Genomic DNA, 14,845 nt, shown 5'->3' on the forward strand with positions numbered 1-14,845 from the left:
CCTGACACCCCCGGGAGGCCCCGCCCGGCCGGGGCCTCCCGCCGGCGGCGACTGGTTCGATTCTGCGTTGGGAGGGTTGGGGCCGTAGCGTAGTGGGCCGTGTCCCCCACCTCCGAGAGTGCTGCGGCCAGTCTGGACGACGTCCTGGTCGGCGAGGCGGTGCTGGGCGTGTACCGGCAGATGTTCGCGGCGCTGGCGCGCGACAGCGGGGCCGTCGTCGACGACCCGGAGCTGGTGGACGTCGCCGAGACGCTGCTCGCGGCGTTCGCCGACGCGGGCGAGGACGGGCTGAGCCGCGAGCAGATGCGGTACGTGTGCCGGCGGTACCCGGCGGAGGTGTTCGAGAACCGGCTGCGGGTGCTGAAGGGGCTCGGCGCGGTCCGGGAGGTGTTCCCGAAGCCGAACCAGCTGCGGTACCGGGCGTCGTTCACCAGCGTGGTCGGGCTGATGTTCGTCCGCCGGATGATGCTGGACGGCGGCCAGAGCGAGATGCACCGCCTGCTGGCGCTGGAGCAGCTCAACGTCGCCGACCCGCGCATGACACCCGAGCAGGCGCGGGACGGCGCGGACGGGCTCGCGCGCGCGTTCCGGCTGTGGAGCGTCGAGCTGGTCACGCTGACGAACGGGACGATCGAGGAGCTGCGCGAGCAGGCGCCGAAGCTGTGGGGGACCGAGGAGATCCTGCTGCGCGCCGAGCGGCTGCACGGCGCGATCCTGCGCCGCTGGCCGCAGCTCGACCGGACCTGCACCGACCTGCGCGCCGCCATCTACGCCTACGGCGACGCGTCCCGCCGCGCCGCCGCGCGCCTGTCGGACTCGGCGGGCACCACCCGGAACCTGACGCTGCTGCCGCCCGAGACATGGCGCACGTTCACGCGGACCGCGGCGCGGGAGGAACTCGCGGCCGTCCTGGACGGGTTCGTGTTCGACGCGGCGGCCCCGTGGCACGAGCCGTCGGCGGTGGTGACGGCCGTGGAGGACGGGCCGCGCGCGACACCGCCGCGTCCGGCGCCGCCCCGCCCGTCGGTGCCCGACTCGGGCCTGTCGGGCGACACCGGGGCGGACTCGGCGGCGCTGGAGCGGCTCCGCGACATCGCCGAGCAGATCCTGCGCGGCCGGGACCGGGTCGCGGTCGAGGACGTCCTCGCGCGGGACTGGGCCGCGGCCCGCCGCATGCTCGCCGACCTCTCGTCGGCGCACCTGCATCCCGAGCTCCCCTACCGGCTGGTCTGGTCGGACGGCCTGGCCGTGCGTCCCGAGGGCTCCCCGACGTGGGTGTCCCCCGGCTGGTTCGAGAGGACGGGCGCATGAGCGTCGACCCGCACGTGCTGGCCCGCGCACGCGCGCGGCTGCTGGGCGGCCCGTCCATGCCGGCGGCCGACCCGGTGCCGCCGGGCACGGTCGCCGCGACGGACGGCGACCGCGTATGGCTGCTCCCCGCATGGCCGGACGGGGCGACGCCCGCGCTGCTGGAGGAGTACGAGACCGCCCCCATGCCGCTGGACCGCGCGGGCCAGGCGCGCCGCGTCCTCGCCGCCGCGCTGCGCTGCTGCTGGACGCGCCTGGACGACGCCCCCTGGCCGGGCTCCCCCGCGACCGTCGCGGACGTCCTGGACGTCTACGCGAACATGTCGCGCGGCGACGGCGACCTGGCCCGGCGCTGGGCCACCGGAGAACTGCGCCGCCTGCACGACACCGGCTGGCTGCTCCTGGACGAGCCCGCAGGCACCCTGCGTCCCGGCCCCCGCGTCGCGCTCTGGCCGGAGGGCTCCCTGGCGTCCCTCCGCGACCTCCTCCACCGCCTTCCCGAACCCGGTGGGGACGCGGCCGAGGAGGGCGCGGAGTGAGCGAGCTGTTCGAGGGGCTGCTGCGGTCCTACGACGAGCGGCGGCGGGCCGAGCTGGTGGCGGCCTACATGGCGGTCGAGCACGCGGCCGAGCCCGTGCCGGAGGTGCGGTTCGCGGCGCTGCGGGAGCCGGCGCTGCGGCGGACGGTCGAGGGGATGCTCGCGCTCAGCGGGCGGACGCTCGTCCGGTCGGAGCGGACGCGGTGGACGTCCGGGTACCGGGACGAGGTCGCCGCGGAGCTGGCCGCGGACCCCGCGTGCGTCCTGCCGGTGCGGGAGCGGGCGGTGCTGACGCTGGTGCTGATCCATTCGGTGGCGATCCCGCGCGCGGCCGGGCTGCTGGAGGACGACACGTGGGTGTCGCCGCATCCCACGCCGCTGGACGAGCTGCGCCGCCGCACGCAGCTGCCGGTCACCGAGCTGGAGGCGTCGCTGCGGCGGCTGCGGCTGGCGGGCCTGGTGGCGCAGATGAAGGCGGGCGCGGACGACGCCGGCGGGTTCGTGCCGGGGCCGCAGTTCCACCGGCTGACCGATGCCGCGCGCAGGCGGCTGCAGGAGGAGCTGATCCTGGCCGCGGGGCCGGACTCGCCGCTCGCCGCGGCGATCCGGGCCCGGCGGCGGGGACGGGGGGAGAGCACATGACGGCCGTCACCGAACCGATGCTGACCGCGCGCGACACCGAGAACGTCGTCGGCGACCGGACGCTCGTGGCCGTGCAGGCGGTGAACATCTCGCGGCTGTCGACGCACCCGGTGCCGACCGTCCCGGGGACGCTGATCGTGGTGGCCGGGCAGGGGCCGAAGGACTCCAACGGCGCGGGCAAGTCGTCGTTCATCGCGGCGATCACGGCGCTGCTCGGGGACGAGCAGTGGCGGTTCGCGTCGGGCGCGCGTGCGGTCGCTGAGCTGCTGTTCAACGCGGAGCTGGCGGCGCAGGGCGACAGCCAGTGGGCGAGCGCCGACCACGGGTACATCGTCGGCGTCTTCGACCACGCCGAGCCGGTGGAGGACGGCGGGGCGGTGACCGTCTGGCTGCGGGTGAACGTGGACGCGCCGCACCTGGAGATCCGGTGGCGGCGGGGCGTGCACCTGGCGTCGGCGCCGTCCGAGGCCGACCGGGTGGCGCTCGCCGACCGGCTGTGGGCGGGCCTCCCCCGCAGCGCGGGGCGCCGCGACCTCGTTGCGAAGGACCTGGGCCGCGTCCTGTACGGGGGCCGGGTCAGGTGCGTGTCGTTCCTGTCCACCTCGGTGCGGTCGAAGGTCGCGACGAACCTGCTGTCGCAGCCGCTGAACGAGATCAGCCCGGAGCGCATCTTCAGCGCGATCGCGGCGCTGACGGGCCTCGACCGCGAACTGGAGGCCGAGCGCACGTCCCGCGCCGAGGAGCACCGGGAGCGCGCCAAGGCCGCGGAGGCGACCGAGCGGCTCGCCGAGTGGGAGCGGGAGGCGGCGAGCCTGCTGACGACATTCGACCGCCGCGACCGGGCGCGGGACGAGGTGGCGGCGGCGCTGCGGCACTGGCGGACCCGGCAGGCCCGCCTGCTCGTGGACGCGGCCGAGGCCGACGCCGCGCACGCCGCCGAGCAGGACCGGCTGCACCGGGAGGGCGAGGAGCTGGCGGAGTCCGCGAGGGCGGCGGAGCGGGAGATCGAGCAGCTCACCGGCGGCGCGCTGGACGCTCAGCTGCAGGAGGCGCAGGCCGCGCTCGCCGAGCTGAAGGGGCAGGCCGGCAAGCTCAGCGCCGACAAGGCCGTCGCCCGCAACCGCATGGACGAGCTGCGCCGGCGGGTGTCGGCGCTGGAGGAGCGGCAGCGCGAGTCCGACGGACGGGACGGCGACGCCGCCCGGGCCGAGCTGAAGGAGGCCGAGGCGCGCCGCGACGAGGCCCAGCAGGAGTTCGGGATGGCCAGGGGCGCCGTCGCGCGCGCGGAGCGGTCCCTGGCCGAGGCGGAGGCCGGTGAGGGCAGCGCGCCGGAGCAGATCCGCGCGCTGGCCGCGCAGGGCATCGCGGCGGTCGGCCTGCTGGACGCGGTCGAGCTGGCCGAGGACGTCCGGGAGCGCTGGGAGGCGGCCCTGTGGCCGTACCGGGAGGCCGTCGTCGTCGGCGCCGGCGATCTCGGCGCGGCCGTCAAGGCCCTCGGCGGCATGCCCGGCTCCATGATCGTCCCGGCGGGCGGCGACGGCCTGCCCGAGGGGGTGCGCTGCGAACTCGCGCTGGGACGGTTCCTCACGGCCCTGGAGGGCGACGGCACCGGCGACGGCACCGGCGACGGCACCGGCGCGGTCGTCATCGGCGGCTTCGCCGAACCCGTCACCGGGCGCGTCGCCCGCGTCCAGGCGGCGCGCACGGCGCTGGAGGCCGCGCAGGAGGCGCTCGACCGCGCCCGGCAGGCGACGTCCGACGCCGCCGCCGACGTGGCGCTCGCCGGGCGGCGGCTCGCCGGCGCCCGCGCCGCGGAGGAGCTGGACGAGGTCCGCGAGCGCATGGCGGAGCTGCGCGAGAGCCTGGAGGAGCTGGCGAGCGGCGAGTCCCGGCTCGGCCCGCGGCTCGGGTCGGCGGAGCAGGCACTGCGCCGCCTCCAGGCCAAGGCCGACACCCGCGCGCTGGAGATCGACCGGCTGCGCGGCCGCAGGGACGCGCACGACAGGGAGCGCGACAAGATCCGCCGGGCGTCCGCCGACCTGGCCGGCAAGCGCGCCGCGCTCGGCCTGGACGACCTGGAGAAGGGCTGGGGCGGCTCCCGCGAGGCCGCCGCCGAGTGGCTGTCCGCCCTGGACGACGACGAGGCCACCTGGACGCCCGCCGAGTGGTGGCACACCGCCGAGAAGCACCTGTCGGAGGCGCTGCGCCGCGTGTTCCCCGACGGCCCGTCCGACGAGGACATGCCGGAGGAGATCCGGTTCCTGCTGCGCGAGCGCGCCGAGGGCGAGGGCCGCCGCACCGACCGCGAGCAGGCGACGTTCGCCCGCCTCGCGCAGGCCCTCGAAGGGCATCTGCGCAGGCAGCAGGACTACGAGAAGCACCAGCGCCGGCAGATCGAGGTGCAGCTGTCGGGGCGCCGCACCGACCTGGAGAAGGCGCAGAAGGGCGCGACGGAGGCGGCGGGCGCGGCCGAGGCGCACCGCACCGCGCTGACCGCCGCGATCCGCGCCTGCCTCCAGCGCGTCGCCGAGGAGTTCGAGAAGCTGGACACCGCCTACGGCGGCTACGGCGCGACCCTGGAGTTCCCGACCCCCGAGCAGCCGGGCGACCCGGAGCAGGAGTGGCGCTGGCGGGTCACGCCGAAGTGGCGCCGCTCGGACGGGCAGCGGTACGTCCCCTACAACCGGCGCGCCAACACCGCGCTCATGGACGAGAAGGCCGTCAAGCTCGTGTGCGCGGCGGCGCTCGCCAGCTCCGGCGGCGGCCGCCCGGCGGGGGCCCGTCGGGGGTCTGGTAGCCAGCTCGTCCTGGTCCTGGACGAGCTGGGCCGCAACCTCGGCAAGGAGCACCGCAAGGAGGCCGTCGCGCTGTTCCGCAAAATCGGCGAGACGCACGGCATCACGGTGATCGGCGCCCTGCAGGACGACATGGAGCCGTACGCGATCGACGCCTGCGGCCAGTACGTGAAGCTGCGCCGCTCGTCCGACACGATGCCCTACAACGAGCCCCCGGTCGTCGTCGGCTACGACGAGCACGAGCCCCGCGTCCGGATGCTGGCCGAGCAGATCACGGCCTCCCGCCCCGACGAACCGGAAAAGCAGGTGAATCCGGACGGCTGATCCGGCACGATGCGCGTCATGCGCGCCGATGATCTGCTGGCCGAGATCGAGCCCCTCCCGCACCGCGCCCGCGTACGCCGCCTGGTGGAGCTGCGGCGGCACGCGGGCGAGCCGGAACTGGCCGCGCTGCTCGCCGAGCTGGGCGGGCGCGGCCACTACGAGCGGTCCACCGCGCTGTTCGTCGCGTCGGTCGTCCGGGACGAGGCGTCCGCGGCCCACATCCTGGCGGCGACCGGGGACCCGGACGCGGCGCTGGCGGTGCGGGCGACGCGGCTGGCGGTGCGGTACGCCCCCGCGCCCGGACCGCTCGCCGACAGCCTCCGGGACGCCCCGTCGGCGGTCCGCACCGCGACCTACCGGGCGATCAGGCGGTACCGCCGCACCGACCTCGCCGACGCGCTCATCGGGCCGATCGAGGAGCGGTGGGGCGCGGACGAGGCCGCCGCGCTGCTGCCCGCCTGCACCCCGGGGAACGCGGCCCGGCGCATCGGCGCCCTGGCGCACGCCGTCCCGAACCACCACTCGCTGGGCCGCGCTCATCCGGGCACCGTCCTGGACCGCGCGGAGCGGGAGCTCGCCCGGCTGTCCAGGGGCGCGCAGACGTCGTGGTGGTACCCGAACGGCCCGGGTGTCGCGGCGGCGGTGCGGCACGACCCGGGGCGCGTCCTCGGGCTCCTGGAGGACCACTGGCACGCCAGGGAGCTGCCGCACGCCCTGCGGCCCTGGATCGGGACGCTGCTGGACACCGAGCCGGAGCGCACGGTCGGGCTGCTGCTGTCGGAGGACTGCCGGCCGATCCTGCCCGCACTGATCCGCCGCCGGTCCATGCGCGACCGGTTCGCCCGCATCGGCGGGGACGCGCTCACCGGCATCGCCCGCGCCGTCCGGGAGGACGAGCGGACGCTGCGGCTGCTGCTGAAGGCGGTGCCGCCGAGCCGGCGCGGCGCGCTGTTCGACGCGGCGATGGACGGCGTCGACCTGGCCGCCGCCGAACTCGGCGGCGAGCTGCTGGACGTCCTGCCGCGTGCGGTCCGGGTCCGGGAGGCGCGCCGCATGCTGGCGCTGCGCGCGGTGGCCGGACGTCCGCAGCGGGTGCAGGCCGTCTCCGCCTTCCTGCCGTTCGAGGAGGCGCGGCCCGTCCTGGCGGAGCTGATCCGCCGGCCGGACGCCGACGAGCGCGCGGCCGGGTACGCGCTGCTCGTCCAGTGCGCCGGACGCGAGCGCGACCCGGACGTGCTGACCGCGCTGCTGGACCTCCTCGGGCGGCTGCGCAACGAGCAGGACCCGGTGCGCGGCGCCGCGCTGCGGGCGCTGGCGTCGGTCCCCGAGGCGGTGCTGCGGTCCGAGCACGCTCCTGCCGTGGAGCGGCTGGCCGACGACGCGCTGAACGCCCGCGACTGCTCGGAGGCGACGCGCGGGACGCTGGTCGAGATCGCCCGCGCGTTCTTCCGGCAGGGCGCGATGCGCGACGACGCCGCGCTGACGGCGTCCGGTGTCGGGCTGATGGAGCGCCTCCTCGGCCACGCCGCGTTCAGGCGCCTCGGCCGGCTGGACACCGTGCTGCGGCGCGGCCGGGAGCACCGGCTCGTCGAGCGGCTCGCCCCGCTGCTGGAGGAGGGCGCGCGCCGCGACGACCACATGCTCGCGCTGGCGCTCGTCCGCGCGCTCGGCCGCCGCGCCCACGGCGTCCCGGCGCTCCAGGACGCGCTGGAGAAGGCCCTCGACGCACGCGCGGACGGCGTGATCCGCGACGCGATCACGTACTGGCTGGAGCCGCCCGGGACGCGCGGCGAGCGGGTGGAGCGCGTCGTCGCCAAGGACCCGTCGAGCGTCGCGGTCCCGGCGGTGCTCGCCGCGATCGCCGCCGAGCGGACCGACCTGCTCCACCTCGTGCTGGCCGGCGCGACGCCCGCCGGGCGGTTCCGGCGCGGCGACGTCACCTACGTCCCGTGGCTCGACCCGCGCTGGACGCGGCGCTGGACGGCCCGCCAGCACGCCGCCTGCCTGCGCCTCCTCGATCGCGTGGCGGGCGACCGGCGGCTGCCCGCCACCGACCGGGGACGCGCGGTCGCCTCGATCGCCGCGGTCCCGGGCGTGGCCGCCGAGCGGCTCCGCCCCTACTTGGAGTCGTCCGACGCGCACCTGCGCCGGGCGGCGCTGACCGCCGCGCCCTGGACGGCCCGCCCCCAGGACGTCCTGCCCGACCTGCTCGCGCACGCCTCGTCCGACGACGCGCACGTGGCCGTCTACGCCGCGGGACGCGCGGCGCGGTTCGTCCGCCCGTCGGCGCTGGCGGCGCTGCTCCGCCCGGTCCTCGCCGACGGCAAGATCACCGCGCGGAAGGAGGCACTGCGGATCCTGCTGCGCACCCGCGCGCCGGAGGCGATGGACGTCGTCGCGGCGGCCTGGGACGACCCGGGGCAGCACCGGGACGTGCGGGCGGCGATCGTGTCGGCCGTGCGGCCGCACCTGGCCGACCCGGTCGCGCGGCGCATCCTGGCCGAGGCCGCCGGCGGGCCCCGCGACCTCGCCCGCCAGGTGCTCGGCGCGTGGCCGCACGAGATCGAGGACGAGTTCCGCGCGCACTACGCCGGGCTGGTCGTGCGGGTGGCGCGCTCCACCGCCCCGGAGGCGTCCGATGCCGCGCTGTCCGCGCTGGGCCGGTGGACGCCGTGGGCGCCGGAGATCCCGGCGGTGCTGGCCGGCGTCCTCACCGATCTCGACGACATCCGCCGCTGGCGGACCGCGCTGTTCACGCTGGTGACCTGCGCCGTGGGCGGCGCCGGCACGGAGGAGCTGGCGGGCGCCGCCGCGGCGCTCGCCGGTGCCGGCGACGTCGCGGACGCCGAGGCCGAACGGGACCTGCCCGCGGCCCAGCGGCTGACGGCGCTCGCGGACGCGCTCGGGAACGCCGCCGCGAACCGGCGCGAGGCCGCCGAGCCCGTCCTGCGGGCGGTCATCGGGCGGCTTCCGGGGCCGCTCGGGCGGGAGCTGTCCGCCGCGACCCTGCGCTGGGAGGGCACGGCGGCGGACGCGCTGGCCGACGACTGCGCGGACGACCCCGTCCCGGCCGTCCAGCGGGTCGCCGCGGCCCTCGCCGACGGACCGCGGGGCACGCTCCCCGACGCCGGGGACGTGCTCCCGCACGCGGAGCGCCTCGCCGGGCGCGGCGACCTCGCGGGCGGGCTGTTCGCGTGCGCGCTCACCGCCCGGCACGGCCCGCGCGCCGGCTGGCCCGGCCCCTGGCGCGTCCTGCTGCGGGCGCTGCGCGCGCATCCCGAACCGGACGTGGCGTTCACCGCGAGAGGCGTCATGACATCGCGGGAATGACCAAACCATCCGCGGGCGCGCTGCGTCAGATGAGTGGATCTTTCGGGTCGGACCCAAGGGGTGGCCGGTGGCGGAGTGGCGGGTTTCGGAGTTCGACGAGGTGCGCGAGCTCGGCCGCGGGGCGCAGGGCCGGGTGGCGCTGGCCCGGCACGGCACGTCCGGGACCCCTGTCGCGATCAAGTACCTGCCCGCCGGCGCCGGCCCCGAGGCCAAGGACGCCTTCCGCAACGAGGCCCGGATGCTCGGCCGGGTCGACGACCCGCACGTGGCGCGCCTCTACCGGCTGGTGGAGCACGAGGACGGCGCGGCGCTGATCATGGAGGCGGTCGAGGGCGTCCCGCTGAAACGGGTGCTGGCCGAGCACGGCGCCCTCGGCCCCGAGGCCGCGCTGCTGGTGCTGAAGGGCTCGCTGCGGGGGCTGGCCGCCGCGCACGCCGCCGGGGTCGTCCACCGCGACTACAAGCCCGCCAACGTCGTCGTCCGCGCCGACGGCCTCAGCAAGCTCATCGACTTCGGCATCGCCGTGTGGACCGGCGAGGGCGACCGGTCGGGCACCCCCGTCTACATGGCGCCCGAGCAGTGGCGCGGCGAGCCCGCCACCCCGGCCACCGACGTGTACGCCGCCACCTGCGTCTTCTACGAGTGCGTGACCGGCGAGCGCCCCTACCGCGCGGACGATCGGCTCGCGCTGATGGGGCTGCACGCCACCGCGCCCATCCCGGTGGAGAACGTCCCGGAACCGCTGCGCACGCTCGTTCTCCAGGGGATGTCCAAGGAGCCCGCCTACCGGCCGCCGAGCGCGGCGCACTTCGTCGGCGAACTCGACCGCATCGCCGTCCAGGCGTACGGGCCCGACTGGGAGCGGCGCGGCGTGCGCGCCCTGGCACTCGCGGCCGCCGCGCTCGCCGCGCTGTTCCCCCTCGCCGCCGCCGGCCTCGTCCCGGCCGGAGCCGGCGCCGGAGCCGCGGCGGCGGGAGCGGGCGCGGCCGCCGGGACGAGTGGCGCGGCGGCGAGCGGGACGGCGGCCGGCTCGGGCGGGGTCCTGTCCGCGGTCGGCGGCAAGGCGGGCGTCGCGATCGCGGGCGCGGCGATCGCCGGCACCGCCGCGGCCGGCGTCGGCGTCTACGCGGCGACCCGCCCCGCCCGCGACCACGTCACCGTGGCGGCCACGCCCACGCCCTCCGGGAAGCGCATGTCGTTCGGCGCGTTCTCGATCACGGTCCCGGAGAGCTGGAGGCTGACCCGGCTGACCGATCTGCCCGGCAACCCCGAGGGCAACTACTGGGTGAGCACGCCCGGACGATGCTCGCCCTCCACGCTCCTCCCGGAGGAGCAGCGGGACGAGAACCGGAAGGCCTACGACAACAACTGCCCCGGGTTCACCGTGATCGGCGAGCCGTGGGTCAACGACGGGTCGACCGGCTGGCGGAGCTTCAGAGTCAACGGCCCCTGGGGGCCGGAGACCGAGGCGTTCCGCACCTGCCCGCACCGGGGCGACCTCAACGGCATCGGCACCCCCGAGGACCGCGAGAAGCCCGCCCGGACCGGGACCGGCCCCGTCGGGACGCGGTCGGCGCAGTACCGCGAGTGGCGGCTGAACTGCGTCTTCCTGAACGGCGCCAACCAGTTCCGGCCCGCCGGAGCGGCCTACGTCCAGCGGTACTGGTACCTGGCGGATCCGCGGCTCCTCATCGTGGACGAGTGGGACACGCCCGGCCTCCGCGAGATCCTCGCGAAGGCGACGTGGGCCTGACGGGCGGCTACCGGGCCGGTGCGGGCGCGCGGTCGAGGGAGAAGCGGGCCTGGAACGCCACGGCGACCGCCATCAGCGCCGCGGGGACGACGGTGACGCCGATGAGGATCGCCAGCAGCGCCGAGTCCGACTGGACGATGGCGTTGCCGTCGGTGGTGGAGACGAAACCGCCGATGGCGAGGGCGGCGGAGTACACGTACGGGCCGATGGCGGTGCCGGTCGCGTCGGTCGCGGTCCACACGCCGGTATAGGCGCCGGCACGCGCCGTCCCGCGCGACTCGGCGGCGGCCACCACGTCCGGGACGAGCGAGAACGCGAACAGCTGGAGGCCGGCGAACGCGGTGCCCAGCACGGCGATCACCGCGACGGTCGCGGGCAGGCCCACCGCGTCGCCGGGCCACAGGGCGAGCGGGCCGAGGACGAACGCGCCCTGGCACGCCAGCAGGGCGCGCTGCTTGCCGGTCCGCTGCGACACCTTCTTCCACACCGGCCCGGCGATGACGGCGGGGACGAGGAAGGCGCCCATGAGCACCGCCGTCAGGCCCTCGTCGTCCAGCATGTACTCGGTGTAGAAGGGCACCGCGGCGAGGAACAGGTGCGTCGTGACGCTCGTGAACAGGTAGGAGAGGGCGAGCGTGCGGAAGTCCCGGTCCCGCCAGGCGATCCTGACGTCGGCGAGGACGGACGCGCCGGACACGGGGTCGCCGTCCCCGTCCGGTACCCGGAAACCGCACCGGTCGGTGAGCCGCCGGACGAAGACGACCGCGACCACGCCGGTGGCGACGAGGACGCCGGCGAGCAGCACCGACATCCGCGCGTAGTCCCCGCGCTCCCCCGACGACACCAGCGCCGGTGCCGCGACCCCGGCGCCGAGCAGGCCGACGGTGAGCAGCAGCATGCGGTACATGAACACGCGGGTGCGCTCGTGGTAGCCGATCCGCAGGTCGGACGGCGTCGTCAGGTACGGCACCTGGAAGCACGCGTACAGGACGTTCCCCGCGATGTAGAAGCCGCCGACCCACAGCGCCGCCGACCACCCGGAGATGCCGGACGGCACCGAGAACAGCCCGATCCAGGCGAACGCCAGCAGCAGCCCCCAGCGCAGCATCCCGCGCCGGTGCCCGGCGCGGCGGGCCTGCCGGTCCGACAGCGTCCCGAACAGCGGATGCGCGACCGCGTCGATGATCTTCGGCAGCAGCAGCGTGAGCCCGGCGAGGAAGGGCGAGACCCCGAGCGTGTGGGTCATGAAGTACAGGAGCAGCAGGCCGGGGACGGTGACCCACACGCCCATGCCGAGCGAACCGGCGGCGTAGCCGGTGAGGTCGAGGGCGCGCGGCCGGGCGCCGGTGCCGGGCCGCGCCGACGCGGCCGTGCTCACCCGCGCCCCGCGTGCCGGCGCACGGCGCCGGCCGCGAGCTCGGCGCCCGCGAAGGCGCCCGAGCGGACGCGCGCGCCGAACGTGCGGGCGACGATCCGGTCGGTCAGCGCGGGCAGGTGCCGGGCGAGGAAGAACTCGACGGCGCCGCGCCGGGTCGTCGTCACGTCCCGGCGGGGGCGGCGGGACAGGGCGGCGAACACGACCGCGTCCACCACCCCGTCGAGCGGCTCGTAGCGGCTCATCCCCTCCAGGGAGAGCCCGGCCGCCGCGGTGGAGTCGTGGATCGGGCTGCGCACCGCCGACGGGTACACGCACGTCACGCCGACGTGGGTGCCGATCTCCATGCGCAGCGCGTCCGCATAGGCCACCAGCGCCCGCTTGGAGGCGCCGTAGGCGGCGGCCAGCGGCAGCTGCATGACGGCCATGCGGGACGCCAGCATCACGACCCGGCCCCGCGACTCGACCAGGGCGTCCACGCACGCCGACGTTGTCCGCCAGGCGCCGAGCAGGTTGATGTCGAGCTGGCGGCGCACCTCCTCGCCGGGCGGCAGCTCGGCCGGGGCGGGGCCGCCGATCCCGGCGTTGTTGATCAGCAGGTCGAGGCCGCCGAGCCGCTCGACCGCCGCCGCGACGGCGGCGGGGACGGCGTCGTCGTCGGTGATGTCGCAGGCGAGGACGTCGAACGGGTCGTCCGGCCGGGGCGCGACGTCGAGGCCGGCGACGCGTGCGCCGAGGCCCGTCAGCCGGGTGCCGATCGCACGGCCGAACGTCCCGGACGCGCCGGTGACGATCACCCGCATGCCGCGGGGGTCGCGGCCGCCGGACGGGCGGGAGGTGCTCATGCCGCGGTCTCCTCTCGGTGTGCCGGGGTGAACGGCGGGGCGCCGCCCCGCGCGAGCCGGGCCCGGCCCGCCGCCAGCTCGCGGGGCAGATCCGCAACATACCGGTCGAAGTCGACCCGCATCATGGGCCGCCGGTCGCCCCACCGCGCGGTCGCGGCGCGCAGCGCGCGGGCGACGTCCCGCCGCCGCTCCGCCGGGGCCGGCAGCGCGTAGGCGCCGGAGAAGTAGGCCGCCGCGAGCTTGGCCTGTGCCTCCACGATCGGCAGCGCCGCGCCCGTCGACTGCATCAGCCCGACGAAGGCCAGGCTCGGGTCGTCCAGGTGGAAGACGCGTTTGAACAGCGGAAGCCGCTCGGGGTCGTCGCCGACCAGGTCGCGCGACAGGAACGGGATGCTGACCCGGTAGCCGGTCGCCCAGACGACGAGGTCGACGGGGTCGGTGGTGCCGTCGGTGAACACGACCTCGCCGCCGTCGAAGCGGCCGATGCCGGGCCGTGCCTCGACCTCGCCGTGGGTCAGCCGGTGCAGGATCGTGTCGCTGATCGTCGGGTGGTTCTGGAACAGGCCGCCGGACGGCGCCGGCAGGCCGTAGTCCTGCGGGCGGCCGACGGCGAGCCGCAGCATCGTCTCGGCGACGCGCTGCCTGATCCGCCACGGCAGCGCGGCGAGGGCGCCGCCGGTCGCGTCGGACGGCCGTCCGAACAGGTACTTCGGGACGATGTGGACACCGCGCCGCGCCGACAGCAGCACCGGGCCGCGCGCGACGTGGGAGGCGTCCACGGCGATGTCCATGGCCGAGTTCCCCATGCCGGCGACGAGGACCCGCTTGCCGCGGAAGACCTCGGCGTCGCGGTAGCCGTGCGCGTGCATCTGCGCGCCGGCGAAGTCGCCGGGCGGCGCCGGGTCGGGCCACCGCGGGTCCCAGTTGTGGCCGTTGGCGACCACGACGGCGTCGTAGTGCTCAGCGTCGCCGGACTCGGTGGTCACCGTCCACCGGCCGTCGCGCTCCACGGACGCCACGGGGCTGTTGAAGCGGATGTGCGGGACGACGCCGAAGCGCTCCGCGTAGTCGGCCAGGTATCCGGCGACCATGTCGGCGGACGGGTAGTCGGGCCAGTGCCGGGGCATCGGGAAGTCGGCGAACTCGGTGCGCCCCTTGCTGGTGTTGAGGTGCAGGGACGCGTAGGCGGGCGACTGCCCGTTCCCCCGCGCCCACAGCCCGCCGGGGCGGTCGCCCCGCTCGTAGAGCACGGCGTCCGCGCCCGCGTCGCGCAGGGCCTTGCCGGCGGCGAGGCCGGCGGGCCCGGCGCCGATCACGGCGACACGGCGGGCAGAGGTCATGGGCGCGCTCCCGGAGACGGCATCACATTCGCGGCTGTCGGCTTGTGGTGGCCTCCAACCCTAAGGACCGCCGCCGCCCGTGAACATGGAGGAGGCCACGCGTTTGGCGGTCGGGGTTGTGGCGCACCACAATCGGGCCATGGAGCAGAAGGACGCCGACTGGACGCCGCTGATCGACCTCATCGAGCGGATCTCGCGCGAGGAGGACCTGCTGCCGTCCGTGGTCGCCGGAGTGACCTCCCTGGTGCGGGAGGTGTCCGTCCTGCCGCCCGCCGACATCGCCGGGCACACCCGCGCGCTGCTCGCCGCCGCGACCCGGGCGATCGCCGCGCGGCGCGGGCCGACGGAGGCGGAGCTGGCGTTCGTCGCGGAGCTCGGCGTGACCCGCGCGCGGCAGGGCGTGCCGGTGGAGGCGGTGCTGAGCGCGATCCACGTCGCCGAGCGCGCGATCTGGTCGCGGGCCCGGGAGGTCGCCGCCGCCGAGGGCGTCGGGGACGGGCTGCTGCTGGACGCGCGGGAGCTCTACGACGACTGGGCCGAGGCCGTCCGGACCCGGCTGATCCGGGCGCACCGGGAGGCGCCTGTCTCGTATACA

10 protein-coding genes are annotated in these 14,845 nt (G+C 76.5%); 7 read left to right on the plus strand and 3 right to left on the minus strand.

Annotation, left to right across the window (positions count from 1 at the left end; translation table 11 throughout):
- Nucleotides 1-99 precede the first annotated feature (99 nt).
- The 6 genes from E1284_RS29950 to E1284_RS29975 all read left to right on the plus strand — a co-directional run bounded on the left by E1284_RS29950 (nt 100) and on the right by E1284_RS29975 (nt 10,690).
- Entirely contained in the window at nt 100-1,311 is a 1,212-nt protein-coding gene (locus E1284_RS29950) for a hypothetical protein (protein ID WP_131943512.1), read from the plus strand.
- Nucleotides 1,308-1,847: a hypothetical protein gene (locus E1284_RS29955; RefSeq protein WP_131943513.1), complete on the plus strand. Its 540-nt coding sequence runs from the start codon at nt 1,308-1,310 to the stop codon at nt 1,845-1,847. Before E1284_RS29950 ends, E1284_RS29955 begins: the two co-directional genes overlap by 4 nt.
- Nucleotides 1,844-2,488, plus strand: a complete 645-nt coding sequence (locus E1284_RS29960; RefSeq protein ID WP_131943514.1) for a DprA-like winged helix domain-containing protein — start codon at nt 1,844-1,846, stop codon at nt 2,486-2,488. Before E1284_RS29955 ends, E1284_RS29960 begins: the two co-directional genes overlap by 4 nt.
- On the plus strand, nt 2,485-5,607 hold the full coding sequence (locus E1284_RS29965; protein WP_131943515.1) for a coiled-coil domain-containing protein: 3,123 nt from the start codon (nt 2,485-2,487) through the stop codon (nt 5,605-5,607). Before E1284_RS29960 ends, E1284_RS29965 begins: the two co-directional genes overlap by 4 nt.
- Nucleotides 5,608-5,625: 18 nt before the next feature.
- Nucleotides 5,626-8,937, plus strand: a complete 3,312-nt coding sequence (locus E1284_RS29970) for a hypothetical protein (RefSeq protein WP_131943516.1) — start codon at nt 5,626-5,628, stop codon at nt 8,935-8,937.
- A gap of 67 nt (nt 8,938-9,004) precedes the next feature.
- Nucleotides 9,005-10,690: a serine/threonine-protein kinase gene (locus E1284_RS29975; RefSeq protein ID WP_131943517.1), complete on the plus strand. Its 1,686-nt coding sequence runs from the start codon at nt 9,005-9,007 to the stop codon at nt 10,688-10,690.
- Nucleotides 10,691-10,697: 7 nt separating this feature from the next.
- On the opposite strand, the gene E1284_RS29980 is transcribed toward E1284_RS29975, so the two are convergent.
- Genes E1284_RS29980 through E1284_RS29990 form a run of 3 tightly spaced genes read right to left on the minus strand, consistent with a single transcriptional unit; the run spans nt 10,698 to nt 14,250 of the window.
- Nucleotides 10,698-12,068 carry an MFS transporter gene (locus E1284_RS29980; protein ID WP_243714831.1) on the minus strand — a complete coding sequence of 457 codons (1,371 nt, stop codon included), beginning with the start codon at nt 12,066-12,068 and terminating at the stop codon, nt 10,698-10,700.
- The gene (locus E1284_RS29985) at nt 12,065-12,910 is read right to left on the minus strand and encodes an SDR family NAD(P)-dependent oxidoreductase (RefSeq protein WP_165965479.1); all 846 of its coding nucleotides are present in this window, start codon (nt 12,908-12,910) and stop codon (nt 12,065-12,067) included. Before E1284_RS29985 ends, E1284_RS29980 begins: the two co-directional genes overlap by 4 nt.
- Nucleotides 12,907-14,250 carry a flavin-containing monooxygenase gene (locus E1284_RS29990; protein ID WP_131943518.1) on the minus strand — a complete coding sequence of 448 codons (1,344 nt, stop codon included), beginning with the start codon at nt 14,248-14,250 and terminating at the stop codon, nt 12,907-12,909. The genes E1284_RS29985 and E1284_RS29990 overlap by 4 nt, the downstream gene beginning before the upstream one ends.
- Before the next feature lie 139 nt (nt 14,251-14,389).
- Here E1284_RS29990 and E1284_RS29995 point away from each other — a divergent pair.
- A partial coding sequence (locus E1284_RS29995; RefSeq protein ID WP_481726196.1) for an RsbRD N-terminal domain-containing protein occupies nt 14,390-14,845 on the plus strand: 456 nt, incomplete at its 3' end.

Source organism: Actinomadura bangladeshensis, from assembly GCF_004348335.1.
Taxonomy (GTDB): domain Bacteria; phylum Actinomycetota; class Actinomycetes; order Streptosporangiales; family Streptosporangiaceae; genus Spirillospora; species Spirillospora bangladeshensis.

Coding starts and splice junctions, on each gene's coding strand:
- E1284_RS29955 (WP_131943513.1), top strand. CDS start 1,308: ATGAGCGTCGACCCGCACGTGCTGGCCCGCGCACGCGCGCGGCTGCTG.
- E1284_RS29965 (WP_131943515.1), top strand. CDS start 2,485: ATGACGGCCGTCACCGAACCGATGCTGACCGCGCGCGACACCGAGAAC.
- E1284_RS29970 (WP_131943516.1), top strand. CDS start 5,626: ATGCGCGCCGATGATCTGCTGGCCGAGATCGAGCCCCTCCCGCACCGC.
- E1284_RS29985 (WP_165965479.1), bottom strand. CDS start 12,910: ATGAGCACCTCCCGCCCGTCCGGCGGCCGCGACCCCCGCGGCATGCGG.
- E1284_RS29990 (WP_131943518.1), bottom strand. CDS start 14,250: ATGACCTCTGCCCGCCGTGTCGCCGTGATCGGCGCCGGGCCCGCCGGC.